The 17,410-nt window shown below is 62.3% G+C and carries 14 protein-coding genes; 9 read left to right on the forward strand and 5 right to left on the reverse strand.

Going from position 1 to position 17,410, the window contains the following annotated elements:
- Positions 1 to 3: 3 nt before the first annotated feature.
- From PVT71_RS00215 to PVT71_RS00230, 4 genes are all read left to right on the forward strand, one after another.
- Positions 4 to 1,467: a hypothetical protein gene (locus tag PVT71_RS00215; protein WP_353472484.1), complete on the forward strand. Its 1,464-nt coding sequence runs from the start codon at positions 4 to 6 to the stop codon at positions 1,465 to 1,467.
- Positions 1,464 to 3,752: a hypothetical protein gene (locus tag PVT71_RS00220; RefSeq protein ID WP_353472485.1), complete on the forward strand. Its 2,289-nt coding sequence runs from the start codon at positions 1,464 to 1,466 to the stop codon at positions 3,750 to 3,752. The genes PVT71_RS00215 and PVT71_RS00220 overlap by 4 nt, the downstream gene beginning before the upstream one ends.
- 330 nt (positions 3,753 to 4,082) lie before the next feature.
- Positions 4,083 to 4,262 (forward strand): hypothetical protein, encoded by a 180-nt coding sequence (locus PVT71_RS00225; protein ID WP_353472486.1) that lies wholly within the window; start codon positions 4,083 to 4,085, stop codon positions 4,260 to 4,262.
- 172 nt (positions 4,263 to 4,434) lie between these two features.
- Positions 4,435 to 4,857 (forward strand): hypothetical protein, encoded by a 423-nt coding sequence (locus PVT71_RS00230; protein ID WP_353472487.1) that lies wholly within the window; start codon positions 4,435 to 4,437, stop codon positions 4,855 to 4,857.
- A 397-nt stretch (positions 4,858 to 5,254) separates the two neighbouring features.
- On the opposite strand, the gene PVT71_RS00235 is transcribed toward PVT71_RS00230, so the two are convergent.
- The 5 genes from PVT71_RS00235 to PVT71_RS00255 all read right to left on the reverse strand — a co-directional run bounded on the left by PVT71_RS00235 (position 5,255) and on the right by PVT71_RS00255 (position 10,324).
- Positions 5,255 to 5,698: a hypothetical protein gene (locus tag PVT71_RS00235; protein ID WP_353472488.1), complete on the reverse strand. Its 444-nt coding sequence runs from the start codon at positions 5,696 to 5,698 to the stop codon at positions 5,255 to 5,257.
- 86 nt (positions 5,699 to 5,784) lie between these two features.
- Complete coding sequence (locus tag PVT71_RS00240) at positions 5,785 to 6,204, reverse strand: hypothetical protein (protein WP_353472489.1); 420 nt, start codon at positions 6,202 to 6,204, stop codon at positions 5,785 to 5,787.
- A 202-nt stretch (positions 6,205 to 6,406) separates the two neighbouring features.
- Complete coding sequence (locus PVT71_RS00245) at positions 6,407 to 7,756, reverse strand: hypothetical protein (RefSeq protein WP_353472491.1); 1,350 nt, start codon at positions 7,754 to 7,756, stop codon at positions 6,407 to 6,409.
- On the reverse strand, positions 7,753 to 9,684 hold the full coding sequence (locus PVT71_RS00250; protein ID WP_353472492.1) for a site-specific integrase: 1,932 nt from the start codon (positions 9,682 to 9,684) through the stop codon (positions 7,753 to 7,755). The genes PVT71_RS00245 and PVT71_RS00250 overlap by 4 nt, the downstream gene beginning before the upstream one ends.
- A gap of 271 nt (positions 9,685 to 9,955) precedes the next feature.
- On the reverse strand, positions 9,956 to 10,324 hold the full coding sequence (locus PVT71_RS00255; protein WP_353472493.1) for a helix-turn-helix domain-containing protein: 369 nt from the start codon (positions 10,322 to 10,324) through the stop codon (positions 9,956 to 9,958).
- A gap of 217 nt (positions 10,325 to 10,541) precedes the next feature.
- Here PVT71_RS00255 and PVT71_RS00260 point away from each other — a divergent pair, with 217 nt between their 5' ends.
- From PVT71_RS00260 to PVT71_RS00280, 5 genes are all read left to right on the forward strand, one after another.
- Positions 10,542 to 12,746 (forward strand): hypothetical protein, encoded by a 2,205-nt coding sequence (locus tag PVT71_RS00260; RefSeq protein ID WP_353472494.1) that lies wholly within the window; start codon positions 10,542 to 10,544, stop codon positions 12,744 to 12,746.
- Between the two features lie 113 nt (positions 12,747 to 12,859).
- The gene (locus PVT71_RS00265) at positions 12,860 to 13,483 is read left to right on the forward strand and encodes a hypothetical protein (protein ID WP_353472495.1); all 624 of its coding nucleotides are present in this window, start codon (positions 12,860 to 12,862) and stop codon (positions 13,481 to 13,483) included.
- A 200-nt stretch (positions 13,484 to 13,683) separates the two neighbouring features.
- Complete coding sequence (locus tag PVT71_RS00270) at positions 13,684 to 15,279, forward strand: class I SAM-dependent DNA methyltransferase (protein WP_353472496.1); 1,596 nt, start codon at positions 13,684 to 13,686, stop codon at positions 15,277 to 15,279.
- On the forward strand, positions 15,276 to 16,214 hold the full coding sequence (locus PVT71_RS00275) for a GIY-YIG nuclease family protein (protein WP_353472497.1): 939 nt from the start codon (positions 15,276 to 15,278) through the stop codon (positions 16,212 to 16,214). The genes PVT71_RS00270 and PVT71_RS00275 overlap by 4 nt, the downstream gene beginning before the upstream one ends.
- Positions 16,211 to 17,401 carry a restriction endonuclease subunit S gene (locus PVT71_RS00280; protein WP_353472498.1) on the forward strand — a complete coding sequence of 397 codons (1,191 nt, stop codon included), beginning with the start codon at positions 16,211 to 16,213 and terminating at the stop codon, positions 17,399 to 17,401. Before PVT71_RS00275 ends, PVT71_RS00280 begins: the two co-directional genes overlap by 4 nt.
- Positions 17,402 to 17,410: the final 9 nt, after the last annotated feature.

The raw sequence follows: 17,410 nt of genomic DNA on the forward strand, positions 1-17,410 counted from the left end.
GTAATGGATGGTGCGGTTTCCTGGACGGAAATGGGGAGTGAGCGAGGGCTCGACCCGCTTGCAATGATCAATGTCATCCAGGAGCGCTACCAGTCGCTGCTTCCAGGATTTTCCTCGGTCACCACCAGGCTACGGAACTACAGCTTCTATTCCTGGCTCGTCGCGCACTATGCGCAGAACATCCACGACGCATCGCGGACGCGCTTTCATAGCTTCCTGCGTCGTTGCGAAGCCCTCTATGCCCTGGCCTCTGCCCAGGACTCGAAGGAGACCGGCGTAGCTGCACGGCTGTTTGCCAACGACTACCTCCGCGGCGACAATCCGGTGATTGACTTCATCCGGGCCACGGATGAGGCAACGCCGGCGGCCGAGCGCTACATGGACGCCAAGTCGGGAGTCTTCTACGCGGTCTACTTCCGTCAGATGGTCGATTACGGTCTTCTCGAAGAGCGCACCGAACATGGACTGCCAGTGCCGACCGAGACGGGTGCGGCCCTCGCGGCCGCCTATGATGAGACACTGGGCGGCTTGTCCGCTTCATTCTTCGCGGCCGCCGATGCAGGGACGGTCTCCAGGCAGGAGTTGGCTCCCATGGCCCTGATGCGACCGAGCGCGTTGGATCAGGACAGCGCGGAAGCCGAACTCCTACGGGACCTGTTGCTGGGCTCGGATGGCCGGGAATCCTCTCTCGAGCGCCGCAAAACGCTCCTGCTCATTCTCGAGACGGCCCGATTCAGCGCAGCGCCGGTCGCCGTCGATGATCTGCGATGGTCGTGGCTGGAAACCGTGCCCGAAGGCGAACTTCAAGAAACCCACGCCGCCTGGCGTCACTATCAGACCGGGGACACTGTCCGCGTCGTCTACGAGGCTTTGATGCGGCATGCGACACGGGAGTTGATGGATCACCCACTCGGCTTGGCGCTCCCGGCCCTGAACGCGCTGGCGCTGAGGGACATTCCAGACGTGACCCTGAAAGACTTCTTCTTTGCCCTCGAGGCGGCCAATGACGGTCGCACCTTCCGGGAGCTACAGGGGGCTGCGTTGCGCGATGAGGCGCCGATCGCTGACATCCTTGCGCCGCTCGCGCGGCTTTGCACATTGTGGCGCGGCGATCTCGACCAGCTGAAGGAAAGCTTCCCGGACAAGCCTGGCTACCAGACCGGTTTGAGTGAGCTTCGCTGGCTCATTCAGAGCATGGATCAATCGGCGTCAGGCGTCCTGCAAACCCTCATTGGGGAGCGGGTCCTCAGGCGTCACCTCGAGGTGGCGGCGCGGAAGTTCCACCTGCAAAAGAAATACACCTACCTGGTCGAAATCGAGGATGCCCGGCTTCGCGCCCGCCGCATCGCGATGGTGGAGGCAAGCGGCCCGAGGCTCGGGACCGCGCTGCAGTTCCTTGAGGATATCGGTCTGATGCAGGACGCATGCATCACCACCCGCGGCACCGCGCTTCTGGAGGCACAATGAGATACGACGAAGCCTTCTACGCGGACTCCTATCACTCCGCCCTGATGACGACCTTTGCCTTCGATCCGACGGTATTCGACAACGTCGTGCTTGTCGCGCTGCGCAGCCGGGGCTGCCGCAATATTGCAGTGATCGCTGATCGGGACATGCTCAACCAAACCCTTCGAGATGTCGGCGCGCCTCACGCCGCGGGCGTGAAGTATCACATGGCCAAGCGCGCGGTCGCGGGAAGCTTCCACCCCAAGATCGTCCTCCAGCTTGGACAGGATGGCGGCCGGCTCATGGTCGGGTCGGCGAACCTCACCGGCCCGGGCCTTGTGAGCAATTTCGAAGGCGTTTCGAGCCTCATCGTGACGGCGGCTGACAGGACCGCCGCGCCGCTGCTGGCTGCGGCGTTTGCCTATTTCGAGAGACATTGCGATCCGGCTGACCCGGCCATGCAGCGGGCGCTTGCGCGCGCCCGCCGGAGCACGCCCTGGCTTGCAGAGACCGAAGCCGCCACCGAGGTGGTGATCAAGGGCACGAAGGTCGCGCTCCTGACCGAGATGGAAGAGGGCGGCATCGCCGCGGCCATGTCGCGTTTCATCGACGGGGACACAATCCAGGACCTCGTCGTGGTGTCGCCCTATTGGGACGCATCGCTCGACGGGCTGAAATCCCTGCGCGAACTCCTGGGCAATCCTCAAGTGTCCCTGGTGGTGGACAGGGATGAGCAGGATTTCGATGCTGAAACGTTCCAGCGCCTTGATGCCGCCCGACTGCACTCTTCGGAGAAGCTGCCACAGATCGCCGAGCGGAAGCTCCACGCCAAGATCGTCGTCGCCAGGGGCCAGAAGGCCGACTATGTGCTCGCGGGCTCGGCAAATGCATCCAAGGCCGGCCTTCTGGGGCATTTCGGGGGACCGGGCAACGCGGAGGCGTGCCTGATCCGGGCAGAAGATCCGGGCTCGGCCATTGCGCGCCTTGGCCTCGGGCAATGTCTTACCAGTGAAATGCCCCTCGCCGACCTCCGGTTGCGGCGCCGAGACGAGACCGGCTCCGGCAGCGGCGCACGGATCGTCGATGGGGGCATGTTCTGCCTCGACGGCTCCCGCCTAAGATGGGCACCGCCGACGGGACGGCCGTCCGAAGGTGCAAGTATCTCCCTTCTCGATCATGAGGGCATCGAACTACACCAGGGAATGCCCGTCCTCAGTGGGGAGGGCTGGGTCATCGAACTTGCTTCTGGCTCCAGCCAGCCGCGGCAGGCGATCGTTCATTTCCCTGATGGGGAGACCAGCATACCCTCACCGGTCGCGGTATTGTCGGACCTTGAGCGCAACGCCCGTGCCGCCAATCCTTCGCAGGTCGACCGAATTCTGGGGGAGATCGAGCAGTCTCTTGATGTTGACTTCGACATGCTGCGCCTGGCGCTCATGATCGATGGCGATACGCGGCGCACTGCCGCTGCGAAAGCCGACCGGCAGACACTCAAGGTCCGGAACGATGAGGCTCCGGAGGAAAACAACGCACCCACCTACACCTCGGAGGAGTTCAGGCGCGTTGCCGTGAGCGAGGATGCGGGCTGCCGGGCCGACGCGCGTCATGGTCCGCTCGGCGACCTGCGGGATATCATCAACCGGCGCCTGGGGCTCTTCGAAAAACACGGCGCAGAGGAGGTTGATGCCCTCTCGGCGATCATCGGTGGTGGTACGCCTCCGCCCCCTCGTCCATCCTCCGCCGCCACCTCAAAGGCCAGGCCATCACGGAGCTTCCATGACGCGAAGCAACGGGCGAAAAAGCTGGTCGAGCATGTCAATCGGACCTGCCAGGTCTTGCGTGAACCTGACGTGGATGCGCTCTCCTATGGCAACTCGATTAGGCTTCGGCTCCTTGTGATGGCGGTGTTGCGGGAGGCCTGCCCTGCAGGCGTCGCTCCCGGTCCGGACCATGGCCTTTCCTCCACCGATCCCGCCCAGAGCTGGGTGCGGATGCTGGGGCGCCTGATGGCAGAGGTGGTCAGGTCGCTTGCCAAATCCGAGACAGGCGCTCTCGACGATGAAGGCCTGGAAGCCTTGGCTCTCTTCCAGTTCGCCGCCAGTCTTGCTTCGGAGGTTGCCGTGCGACAGGACATGAACCTGTCGGTTGCCAGACAGCTACAGGGGATCAACGGGGCCATGGCCAAGGCGATTCAGGAAAAGCTCGCGGATACCGGTGCCTCTAACGACAAGCTTGCAAAGACCCTCGCCGCGCTTTCGAGCCACTATGCGCATCTGTCTTCGACGGCGGCGATGGCACAAGCCTGATTTCAGGGCCGCCGTCGCGCATTCAGGGGGTAGTCACAAACAGTGGGGACTTGTGTCGTAAAATGAGAAGTTGACCTTGCGCCTCGATTGTTCCGCGCCCGCTCCTTGCCAGGTCAATCTCGGCCAGCGCCTCTCCCGCGGTGGCTTCGGGAGCGACTGCGCGCTGTACCCCTTCACCGAGGTCCGGCAGGTCAATGTGTCCGGCGCACCAGGAGTCCTGGCAGGCATTCCAGTGCGGACCGCAGCCCAATCGCCGCTCGACGCCATCGCCCGGGTCCAGAACCAAATCTTGACCACGATCGCCTTGACCGCCGCAACGCAGGTGTCTGCATGACCAGCCTTTTTCTCTCCCTCCCCTGTCATCCCTCGCTCCGCAGCCGCCTTGAGCATAGCGCCTTTGACGGCTTCGAAATCGAGGATGCGACCAGGGAGTTCACCACCGAGGAAATCGAGTTCGCGCTCTACGGCCCGAACGCAAAGTCGCGCGTTGCTGCATGTGCACACGGCTGATGCCAGAACAAACGCGACCGTCGTCTCGAGTCCTCTCTTACAGAGGATTTCGGTTCCCGCCTACGACGCCATTACTGCTGTGCAGGCCGAATGCGCGAAGCGCGGCTCAACTCGACTTGCCGTCGATTACTTGCTATTACCATGAGTAGAATTTTGGGGAAGTGGATGAAATATGGCAACTTTGGCTGAACTCGCTCATGCGGAAGCCATTTTGGAAGAGTGCGTTGCCAAGGCGGAGCGCGACCCGGCCAAGGACCATAACAAATACACGTCCGAAATTGACGGACTAAAGTGGCAGGTGACGCAGATCAGGCGTTCGCTACAGGCCGATGGTCTTCTGGAGAGGAGCCCTAAGGAAGCCCTGCATCATGCCCTTGATACTGCATTTCCCCGGGCTCGAAGCCGCGAGGTCTTCTCCTACGACGGGCGGCAGTATCGGAAGGAAGCTTTCGCCGCCCACAGTAGCCGGTCCAGGAAGACGGTATATGCCTGGGACCACCGCTGGGTGGATGTTGCCGAGGAGGCCAAACTCGAGGCTGAACGGCGAGCACGCAGCGCCAGTCGTCCGCCTATCTTTACTTTCAGGACAAAGTAGCGCCCACGCCTCGACGTAGCGAGGGAGTTTACGCTTTAGCTCGCTCTGGAGGGCGATCATGGACTGCCTTCAGGTCTTCAAGCAGAGGCATCACATCGGGGGTGTGCTGAACCGAGGGCCGTTAAGCTTTTCATGAAAGCTGATAGGCATCAGCCCCGAGTGACAGCTCAGGGGCTCTTAGGGGCCGATCGCTGCGCTCAACCCGAACGGCAGGACGCCCGCATAGCCGTTATCCATCCTTCCAACTCCCGTAGAAATTTCTCGGGGGATGTCGGTCGACATGGTGTCGGGCCAACAAGGCCGTGAGCCACAGGCTGCACCATTTACTGCAAGGGGCTGGGACAACACGACGCCGTTCTTTCTCCCGCCCCTGTTCCGGGACGGGAGAATTTTTTCATCAGACTCGCGACATCCCCATCAGGACGCGCTGCGCAGAGAGGTGGTCGAGCACCTCCTCGCGGAGGAACCTGAAGCGCTCGTAAGCGCGCTGAAGCTGAAGGAGTTCTTCACCGCGCTCAGTATAGGTCATGACTTCTGCGGACTCGTAGCGTGGCCCATCGCCGTCATGGCCGGCCAGTACCGAGTGCCACGCCTGCCCGAGATACTCTCTCTCGAGTTCACGCCCAAGGACTTGGGCGACGGCATCGAGGCCGACTTCGAGATCGGGGGTGAACGGCCGGCGTTCGCCCAACTGCGCCAGGCAGCGGGCAACAATAGCAGGCTCGTGCGCCGCCCGGCCGAGATCAAGTCTGCGTGCCGCCCGGGCAATCTCGCGACCAAGTCCGACGGCCTCCGCCGCGAGATTACCAATGACTGGGGGGCTCTGTTTCTGGTCGTGCATGATCGGGTCTCCCGAATTCTGACTGATCCCTCTGACCAGTCTCAAGCAGCCGGTCCCGAGGAGGCCGGCGGGACTGCGGGAGGCCATCACACCGCATCTCCAAGGTAGGCAGCCGTTGCGGCGTCAGATGCGGCTTCCGGCGCAGCGATGCGCTCGAGGAGCTCTGTGAGCAGGTAGGTGAGCAAGCAGATGTCTTCGACCTCCGGCGACGACAGGTCGATTTCAGCGAAAAGCGCCGCTTCCAGGCTGCCGGGGTTGCCGACATTTTCGAGCGACAGCAGGTAGTGGAGATAGCTGAGCTCTCGGCGGTGCGCCCGTGTGATGCGCCCACTCTCCTTGACCGCCTCAATGAAGCGCAAGACGCGCCCACCGGCGGCGCTGCCTCCGAGAAGATGGGCGGCGCTTGCCAGTGCACTGCCGTGCTCGTGCATGAAGTCGCGCGTCAGCTGGAGATCCGCAGTCGGATCGAAATCCCGCGCGGGGTCGAATTTCGGGTGGTATGTCATGGAAAGTTCTCCATTGCGCGCCGTAACTCATATCGGCGTCAAGATGCCCTCTTTTCCCTCCTTTCCCCGGGCAGCACTGCGCGGACCCAAGTGCAGCAGCATGTTCCTTGAGTCCGCGTCGTCAATTTATCGAGCGCCTCGGCGGGTTTCTCCGGCGCGCCCTCACCCGGAGGGGCGCGCTGGAGAAACCGAGCCGCTGTGCCTATTCCTTCCCGATCTTGTTGCGCATGCGGGACCAGGACCGGGAAGCGGCGTCGCCCTCAGCGAGCGCACGGTATTCACCGCCAGCGCGCATGCTCGCATGGCCAAGATGGGTGGCGATCACGCCCGCAGCCGTTTCGGGATCGTGCAGGCGGAGGTAGTCTGCTGCGAGAGTGCGAAGGTCGTGAGACGGAACCTTGAGCACCGCCTTCACGACCTCGCTCGGCCAGTGACTGCTCCTGGGCCGCTCGGTGAAGCTCATCCAATTCAAACCGACCACCTCCCGGTAACGAAGATGGATGAATCTCTCCGGGCGACCACCTAACACGAGCTCGTCGAGAACCTCGCCGACCTCTGGCCAAAGGGTGCCCGCGTCCGTTTCCAGCCCATTCTTCTGCTGCCGCCACCCGAGCGTCCAACTTCCGTCTGACCCGCGGCAAATCTCATGGCCGAAGCGCCAGCCGGAGACGTCGCCCGTGCGTGAGGGCTTGTTTATCAAGACGGAACAAAGTGCCGCCGCCCGCAATGCCCGGATTTTCTCCGCAGTGTGGTGCGGCAGGCTCGCGCCGAGCGCCCGGAGTCGTCCAATCTCGCTTGCGGCATAGGCGAAGCCGCCCCGCTCCATCAACGCCCGGACACGCTCGAACTTGAGCTTGTCGCCAGCATCCGCCACCTGTCGGAGATGATCGCGGACGAAGCGCAATCCCGAAATGGCGGCCTCATCGGCCTGGCCGTAGCGCGCCAGCACCACCAAACCCTCGATGTAGTTCGCCACGGTCCAGGGCCGCAGACGGCCAGTCCGGGTCTTCTTGCGGCAGGTGTCAGGAAGTGCCTCAGCCAGGTTGTAGGCAGTCAGAAAACCGAGTTCCTCGGTAGCCTTCCCTTCCGCGACGAGCTGGGCGCATCGATTGATCGAAGCCCTATAACGATTGAGGCTGCTCTGCGCGATCTTCGCGCGCTTCAGGCCAGGCCATAGCGCCTGCCATGACTGGGGCCACGTCAGAATGTCGATGTCCTTCTGGGGCCTCGCCGGGTGTCTGTGCAAGTAGACGGGTTTCCGTCTTGCAACCCATTCCGCCTTCACTTCGAGCGCCGATGCAGACGAGATCCCTGGGGCAAAGGCCGCGAGGGTCCTGAGCAGGGTCCGAAATGTCGGCTCCGAACCAGCCGCTTCGCGAAAGCTCGTGGCGCTCGGCACCTCCAGGGGCTCTTGTCGACGCGCTGCAATCGCGAAGAGCCGCCCGACGACCGCCGCAGCACCGGGCTCGAGAGAGTCCTTGCCGGCGATCATGGCTCGACGTACCGGAAGTGGTGCCGCAGCGAGGTGCTCTTCTACGGTCTTGCGGCTCATTTCAGGCGTCCTTTCATGCGCTTGAAGATGTCTGGGTGCCGCTCGAGCAATGCGGTCCGAACCGCCTTCGCCGCCAACTCGCCACTGTCCCGACCGTAGTGACGGCGAACCGTCTCTTCGGTATCGCTGAGAACTGAGGCCGCCTTGGCGAAATTGCCGGGCTCCACAGCAAGTATCAGGGTCGCAATGGCATGCCGGCAGGCGTGCGGGGAAATCCCGAGGCCGATCCGCTCGTCGCCGAGCGCCCAGACCTCAGCCATCGTCGCCGGTGCCATGCAGCCCTTCGGCAGAGTAATGGCGTCCTTGACAAAGCGCGGGCGTGCGGCGCCGGGAAAAACGTAGGGACTGTCCGACAGGTCCCGGAGCTCCAGAAACCTCTTCCGATGGACCTCCATCCACGTCCAAAGGATGCGCGCGTCTTCACCGAGGAGATGCACCGTCACGACTTGGTCGTTCTTGATCTCGCCCTGGAGGAAGCGAAGCTCGGCATGCTCACCCTTTCTGATCCAGGTCACGTTGCCGCCGATCTCGGCGGACCCACGATGGCGAAGAGCGATCAGATTCGAAGTCCGAAGCGGACGCGATGCCTGGATCGCGTGCAGAGCCGCGGCGGCGTAGAGGCGCAGAGCGACATCCTCTTTGTCTCGGTCGTCGGCAGCTTCGGCTTCCGCAAGCGCCGCTTCCGCGTTGCGCGCCAGCGTGCTGGGAGCATTGACGAATCGCGCAGCGAGGTCCGGCCTATGCTGAAGCATCCGGCAGGTCTGATCCGCCTCCTCGGTCATTTGCTCTGGCAGAACGACGTAGTCGTGGTAGGCCACTTTCAGGACGTCAATATGCGCCACGATTTCGGGATCATGTAGGCCATGACGGGCAATGGTCCTGAGATTGGTCAGCCGGTTCGCCAACGTCTGGCTCTTCGCGGCATCCTTCAGGTTCGGTGACGCGTCCGAGCGCGCGATCTGGTCCTCGATCGCTGCGGTGATCAGCTCGCGCCCCATGAGATCCCTCAAGGCTGGCAAAGAGCCGAACGAGCCCACGTGTTGCTTGTGCTGGCGTACGAGCCAAGTCACGCCCCCCTTGTATCCGGCAATTGCCGTCATCGAGTTCTTCGGGCGACGGCCGCGACCCTTGACCCGTTCGTTCACAGCCCGGTTGATATCCGCGGAGGCTATTCCGGCGGCCATCTGCTCGGTGATCCACGCGGCGAGATCGGCTGGGGTCAGCAGGACTTCACGGAAAACGGCCTCCGCGTCGAGCCGAAACGTCTCTGGCAGGGAATCCCAGAGGATTCGTTCGGCACGATCGGAGGTCTTCGGGACAGAGAGTTCCGCAGCAGGCAGGAATGGCATGACGTCCGGCCACCGGTTGTGACCACGTTGGAGATCGCCCAGAAGATTGATCGCGCGGCGCAGTGCACGCCGCTTCTCGGTCGTGGCTTCCCGGAAGATTCGGTCGATTTCGGCTTGGTCGAGCGCATCGAGCGTTACCTGGCAGCGGGCACGCAGGGCAAAGAGCGACTTGTGCCGCGAGGTCGGGAAATCCGCACCCTCGTCCGTGAAGCCCTCCCGGTTCTGCACTGCCTGTATGACTGGATCGAACGACGTGGCAACGCCCGCCGGTTTGACGGTTCCGTGCGCTGAGTGGAATCTCTCGAGCAATTTGCCGAGGCGTGAATTTCCCCGTCGGCGGGCCTTCTCCAGATCGCGCGCATTGGAGACCACCCCGTAGGGCGTCTTGGCGATCACGTGATGGAAGTGAGGCAGATCGGCCGGGATCAGACCGATATCATTGTCGGCCATGCCCATCCGGGCCGGCACCTTTTCCAACTCGTAGATCGCGTCGCGATTCTCGCCGACGCCCTTCGCCCAGCTCAGGACGTCACCGCAGGTCGCGCCTTGGTTTGATGATATTGTGCTCTGATAGGTCATATCTTCTTCCCCTGTTTCAGAAGCCGGAACTCGGCGTCTTCACGAAGAAAGACGCCGAGTTCCGGCTCGGCTCAGGCCGCCCTCTGGCGGCCCCTCAGGAGATCGCGCCCGGAGGCGCGGTTCGCACACGGTGGCGGGATTTTCCCGGGTTTCGCATTGTGGGGCACGAACATAACGCCGATTTATGTTTGGGGACGATTGTGCGACAGGCAGGGCGGTCCGGCCCGTGTCGCGATAAAGCCAGTCCACACTGTGCGACGCGCCGGCGTTGTCACGTCCACCAACTGGGCGGAAGATCGACACCGCGTAGCTTCAGCCAGTCCGTGACATCGTGCGGATTGCAGCGAACGACCCCGAAAACATTGCGCGTCGGCATCCCGTCATCGATCCAGCGCTCGATAGTGCGCACGCTGACGCGGAGTGCGCCAGCGACCTGCTTCTTGCACAGAAGGTCCTCCTGGTAGCGCAGTATGCGGGCTCGCTTCGGCATCGGTCCGTCTTCGCAGGCCCAGACGTCGGGCCAGGTCAGACGAAAATTCCGCCCAATCCGGATCGCATCGATTTCCCCAGCCCGGATCTTGCGCCGCACCGTGTCCGGTCGCAGGCCGAAGTGTCTCGCAACATCATCAACAGAAAGCATTTTCTTCTCCTCAAGCCAATCCTGAGAAGGAATTAGTCCCCGATCCCGTGTCGCTAAAATCCCTCGCGAAATGACCAAAGGTGTGTCTGCTCAATTGGAAATCTCAATTGGCGCCGCCCACCATTGCTGCCCGGACACCATTGCGATTGACGCGACAGGAGGCGTTTTGGGGCGCCTTCCGCCGGGGACTATCTCCTCTGCGAAGGAGACCACACTCATGAACCAAGCTCACCGCTTTCAGGCCGTTTTCCCCGTTCCCGATTGGCGCGCACCAGAGGATGCGCGCCGTGACCTTGAACAGCATATGGACGTCTTCATCCGGGCGGTCGCATCGGAAGACGTCCCCGAGAAAGGAAATGCGCCAGCACTGACGCTCAAAGTCAGCGCTGGTGTCGGCAAAACGAGCACCGCCTTGCGCCTTCTGGCCCGACATGGCCGTGACTTGCTGGCCAGCGGCCATGTCCTGTTCTACGTCCCCACCCTCGACCTCGCGGACCGAGCGGCCGCGGACCTACAGGCGCTCGACGGCACTCTTCCCATCTCCGTCGTCCGTGGCCGGCTCGCCCATAACCCGGAGACCGGAACCGAAATGTGCAAACGTTCGGATCTGGTCGAACGCATGCAGACCATTGTCCCCTCTGTCACGCGCGCTCTCTGTCGGGTCGAGAGGGCCGGCGAAATAATACAGGCCGATTGCGCCGCAAACTGCCCCTACCTCGCGCAAAGGATGGCGGGCGATGCCGGAATTCACTTCATGGCTCACAGCTATCTCGGGACATTTCCGCCCATCGACCGCTCAACACCGATTGCGCTCCGCGTCATTGACGAAAAGGTCTGGCCGAGCCTTGTTTCGGCAAGTGATATCCGTGTCGAAGAGTTTCTCCAGGCCCCAACGCGATCATTTCCGGTCGAACTCCAGGCCGATCTGGCGGTCGCAAAATCCGGGATCGTCGCGGCGCTTCAGAATGGGCTCGACGTCCGCTCCCATCTCCGAGTTCTCGGATTGGATCAGGGCAGGCTCGCGGCCCTGGCCAGGGCGGAAGCCGACTCTCAGGCAAGGCTGGATATCCACCCCAAGGACAGCCAGGCGCGTGTCGACTTCCTAATCAGCACCTTTGACCAGCGCGCGCTCTACGCGTCGCGAAAACGGCAGGCGCTTTTCGACTTGCTTGCATCTGCCGAAGCGATCGGTCCGAACAGGTTGACAATCGAAGACCAACAAACTCCGTCGGGCCAGAGGCAGACGATCCGGCTGAACCGCCTCATTGCCATCGATCGCGATGCGCCTCTGCTCATGCTCGATGCCGACGCCGACCCCCTCATCGCCGATAGACTGGCACAAGGGACCAGTTTTGTAGCAATTGAAGCAAGTCCCCGGGCAGAGATCGTCCAGATCTCAGACCGAACGCTTTCCAATACATGGCTCCTCGACAAGGCGCGCGGTTCGGAGAGGCGAGCGAAGGTGCTCGGGATTGTGAAGCGCGAGGTCGAGCGTGCCGGAGGTCAGGGCGTGCTTCTCGTTGCGACGAAGGCTGTGCTTGCCCAGCTTCACGCGGATCTCGGGCATCCGCTCTATCATGGTAGCGATGCCGAACTCACGCGTTCAATTCACGGGGCGACGACCCGCTGGTTTGGTCCGAAGATGCTCGGGGTCAACGACTTCGAGCGATATCGCTCGATCATCCTTGTCGGGCGCCTGCAACCCGACATCAGAGAGATGGAGCAGCAAACGCGCGCGCTCTTCCTCGAAGAAGAAAGGATTGAAGGGCATCAGAACGGCCCTCTGCCCGAAACGCCCTCGCTCCGCGTTTTGGGGGATGGAACGCTCAAAAACGCTACGTCGCGATCCCATGCCGACCCGCGGGTACGGGCGCTCCTGCGTCAGGTCCGTGAGTGCGCGACGATGCAGGCCATCGCGCGGCTGCGGCTCATTTCTCCATCGGAACCAAAACGGGTCGTCCTGCTCTGCAGCATGCCGCTGCCTGAGCTGCCGGTCTCGAAGCTGGTAACCCTGGAGACACTGTATCATGGCCTCGAGGACGAGCCTGATCCCGCCGGCTACCTTCGCCTCGAACGGTCGCTGCGCGCGACCATGGGCCAGACGGTTCGCGGCACCCGCGTATCCGCGGCCGGTCTTGCTGCCGACCTGCCGGCAGACTTCGAGAGCTTGAGCACGGCGAAAGAATTTCGGCGAGGTCGCGAGACGGACCACATGCTCGACCAAATCGAGCGTATCGCCGCCCGAAACGCCTGGCCAGCGACCCGTGTCCAACTCTCCCGCCGGGGCCACGGTGGCCGCCCTACATTTGGCATTGTCCTTGCCCCTTGCGAACGGGCGCTGTTCCAGGCTGGGAAGCTATGGCCCGAGCTCACCGCAACGGTGCCCCTACCCGCCTCGAAACGCCAAGGTGCCGCAAGGTAAATGCTTCCATGCGACTTGGAGGCGATCCGATCTCCTTTTTGCCTGCCCAAGACGGCAGGTTTCCGAAACCCCATTTCCGAAACTCTTTCGGAAACCTCATTGAGAGCACAGCCATGACCGAGAAGAACAAGGGCGGCCGCCCCCGCAAATACAATGACGCGCAAGTGCAGGAGGCCATCGACAGGATCGAGGCCCGCGGAGCGGTCGCCGACGGTGCCGCCGTAAAGAACCTCCTGCGCGACGAATTCGGCGTATCTCCAGGCATCGATGCCGGCATCCTCGACGGGGAGTTCCGTCGGATCTGCGCGGCGCGCGCCGAGGAGAAGGCCAGGAAGCTGGCGGCGAAGCTTCCGGCATCGGCGAAGTCCGCAGCTGCCGATATCGGCAAAGACGTCATTCGTGCGGTGACCGCCATGCTTGCGAAGCAGTTCGACGACCTCGGCAAAGAGAGCCGAGAGCGTGAGGAGGAACTGGAAGCCGATATCCGGGTCTTCCGGCAACGCATCCATGATCTGGAGGAGCAGGTCAACAAGAGGGATACCGCACTTGCGGAGCTCGAGATGGAGAACCATGGGCTCAAGGAGCAGGCAAAGAAGACCGATGCAAAGATCCTCCTGCTCAAAGCAAAAATTGCCACGCATGACCGAAACAACGAAATCGAGACACGCCTGGCATCACTCATCGAAGATATCGTTGCGAAGAACGCAACGGCACCGGCTAACGAGAACGCTGACTGAGCGACATCAGGTCGGCTTTACTCGCCCCCGGCGCATCGCCTGCCGAAAGACGTTGGTTTTCAAAGCAGAACATTCCGGCGGGACCATCTCGTCGGATTTTTTCCAAGTCATCAATCAGTCCATTGCTCTGCGGTCAGGTGGCTTCGCGGCTGGAAGCCCCCCACCCCCCTGTGCAATATGGCCGAAAAAGAGAGGCGGCCATGATCACCGGTGACTTGAAACGCAAGATTGACGACATCTGGGATGCGATGTGGACGGGCGGCATTTCCAATCCGCAGACCGTGATGGAGCAGCTGACGTTGTTGCTGTTCCTCAAGGGCCTCGACGACGCGCAAACCCTTGCGGAGCGTCAGGCGCGCGCGCGCAATGTTCCTCTCGAGCGCGACCTCTTCCCACCGGATCTCGATGGTATCCCAGTAGTCAGCGAGGGAGGCGAGAAAGTCGCTGAGGGGAGGCCCTATTCCGACCTTCGGTGGCCGCGCTTCACGACACTCCCTCCCGCCGAGATGCAGGAAGCAGCCGAGAACCATCTCGTCCCATTCCTCCGCCGCCTCGGCTCGGATGGGGCACCCTTGCGCAAACACATGGCGAGCGCCCGGTACGAAATTCCGACAGGGCGTCTTCTCGCAAAGGTCGTCGATCTCCTATCGGACCTTCCTATGAAGAGCCGCGACACCAAGGGCGATCTCTACGAGTACATGCTATCCAAAGTCGCCAGCGCTGGGCAAAATGGTCAGTTCCGCACCCCGAGGCATATCATCGACCTTATGGTTGCAATGACTGAACCTCGCCCCGACGACGTCATCTGCGATCCGGCTTGCGGAACGGCCGGTTTCCTCGTCGGGGCAGCCGAGTATCTGCGCGCGCAGCATTCCGATGCTTGGACAGACCCTGGAAAGCGCCTTCATATTGAAACGGCCATGTTCCATGGACACGACTTCGACGGAACCATGCTGCGGCTCGGCGCGATGAACATGGCACTCCACGGCTTTGAAGATGCCGCCATTGTCTACAGGGATTCCCTGACTCAGGCACATGGTGACGAAGCTGAGGCCTATTCCCTGATCCTCGCCAACCCACCCTTTGCCGGCTCCCTGGATGCCGAGGCGGTGGCCAAGGACCTCACCCGCATCGTCGACACCCGGAAGACCGAATTGCTTTTCATGGCGCTCTTCCTACGGCTATTGAAGCGCGGTGGGCGGGCGGCAGTCGTCGTCCCCGACGGGGTCCTCTTCGGCTCCCAAAAGGCGCACAAGGAGGTGCGCCGCATGCTGATCGAGGAACAGCAGCTGCAGGGGGTGGTGAAACTGCCAGCGGGCGTCTTCCGGCCCTACGCGGGGGTCTCCACGGCCATCCTGCTGTTCCAGCGCACCGACTCCGGCGGCACCGATGGCGTGTGGTTCTATGACCTGCATGCCGATGGCCTGAGCCTCGACGATAAACGCCAGCCTTTGGTGTCCGAGGACAAGCTCGGCCCCTGGGCCGAATTGACCGAGCAAGAAGCCAACTTCAACGATCTCCCCGACGCCCTCGCCCGCTGGCAGATGCGTGAGCGCACGGAGAAGGAGAACCCTCGCACCGCCCGCAGCTTCGTCGTCCCGAAGGCCGAGATCGTCGCCGCCAGCTACGATCTCAGCCTCAACCGCTACCGCGAGATCGAACACGACACGGTCGAACACGAACCGCCCGCCCAAATCCTGTCGCGCTTGCGCGAGATGGAGCGGGATATCTTTGACGGCCTCGAAGAGCTCGAGAAAATGCTCGGCGAGAGCATCGCGAAAGAGGCCGCCGAATGAGCATTGGCGAGACCTTCGGCCGCACGATCCAGCTTTTCCTGGTCGACGGCAAACCCACCGGCCTGCGCAAGGCGACCATCCATGGCTGGACCGGGCTCCTCTTCGTCTCGGGAGCCTCCGCCTTCGGTGATCTCACGGCGCGAGACGAGGTGGACCGCACGGGGGTTTACATCCTCTCTGGCCCTGATCCCGTCACTGCAGGCACGACGCGGATCTATATCGGCTCGGGTAACTCCGTCGCCGAGCGCATCAAGCAGAGCGCGGTGAAACGCGATTTCTGGGAGACGGCGATCACCGTCACGACCAGCGACGACGACATGTCGAAAGGCCACGCCGAATACCTGGAGGCCCGGCTGATCGAACAGACGGCCAAGGCCGGGCGAGTGGCGCTCGACAATGGCACGAACCCGGACATCGGCCGTCGGCGCCTGCCCGAGGCTGACATCGCCAACATGGAGCAATTCCTGGCGAACCTGCGGATCATCCTCCCGGTGATCGGGCTCGACATGCTGAAGCCGCAGCCGAAGGCGGTCAGTGCCAAGGCAAATCCCACCTCGCCCTCCGTCTCGGACGAGGTGCAATTCGAGATCCGGCACAAAAGCGGGGTCGAGGCTACGGCAGTAGAGGAGGAGGGTGAGTTCATCGTGCTTGAGGGCTCCGAGGCCCTGAAGGACACAGGCTATGTCCAGCAGAGCTATGGCGGTCTCAAGGCGAAGCTGATCGCCGACGGCGTACTGGTGCCTCAGGAGGTGTCTCCGGGCACGGGCAAGCTGCGCTTCGCCAGGCCCTGGTCCTTCTCCAGCCCCTCGGCGGCAGCCGCGGTCGTGCTGGACCGCAACAGCAATGGACGGCTGGAATGGAAGGTGAAGGGTGCGAGCCAGACCTACCACGACTGGCAGCAGGCGCAGGCGGCGAAGCAGGAGGCGGCGGAATGACTTGGCAGCTGGCCCCCCTCGGCGAGGTCTTGACCCCTATCCAGACGTGGAACCCGAGACGGGCGTCGTCGTCGGAAGTCTTTGACTACATCGACCTCAGCTCGGTCGACCGTGATGAAAAGGCGATCATGGCACCCACGCCGACGATCCCTTCCGAGGCCCCATCCCGGGCGCGCCAATTGGTTAAATCGGGGGACATCCTTGTCTCCACCGTGCGACCGAATCTGAATGCCGTTGCGGTGGTCGAAGAAGATCTCCACGGAGCGACTGCCTCGACCGGGTTTTCCGTCCTTCGCCCGGACGAGAAAAGGGCAGTGTCTCGCTACATCTATCACTGGGTTCGGACACCGTCTTTCGTGGCCGACATGGTTCGGAAGGCCACAGGTGCAAGCTACCCGGCCGTATCTGACAAGATTGTGGCCGAGTCCCTTTTCCCTCTCCCGCCCCTCGAGGAGCAGCGGCGGATTGCGGGGATCCTGGATGCGGCCGACGCCCTGCGCCGCCGACGCCGCGAGGCCCTCGCTCTGCTCGACACCCTCCCGGGCGCGATCTTCGCCGAGATGTTCGGAGTTCTCATGACCTCGAACCGATTCCCGCGAGGGCCATTGAGGAATCTCATCGCAGGGTTCGATACTGGGAAGAACCTCGCTCCGGCTTCGGACGAGGCAGGAACCAGGTACCGGGTCCTCAAGGTCAGTGCGGTAACCAAGGGCGAGTTCATAGAGTCGGAGTCGAAGCCACTCCCTGCCGAATATACTCCACCGGCATCTCATTTCGTAAAGCCTGGAGACCTCTTATTTAGCCGGGCGAATACTTCGTCGTTGATTGGCGCGACCGCCATGGTGGAGAAGGTATCGAACAATATTGTGCTCCCGGATAAGATCTGGCGATTCTGCGTCAACGAAGCCAAGGCCGAACCGATTTTTTTGCATTATCTATTTGGAACTCGGAAGTTTCGTGATGAAGTGTCTCAACGTGCAACGGGATCGAGTGGTTCGATGAAGAATATCTCAAAGGAAAAAGTCTTATCCATTGAAGTGGGTCAGCCACCCGTGGAAATGCAGCGCGAATTTTCCCGGAGGATCAGGATTGCGCGTGGTATGCGGACGCAGGTCACAGAGCACCTCTCCGAACTCGAAAACCTGTTCGCCTCCCTCCAGTCCCGCGCCTTCGCCGGAGAGCTCTGATCCCGGGAC

It is taken from the genome of Salipiger sp. H15 (assembly GCF_040409955.1).
In the GTDB taxonomy this organism is placed as follows: Bacteria; Pseudomonadota; Alphaproteobacteria; order Rhodobacterales; family Rhodobacteraceae; genus Salipiger.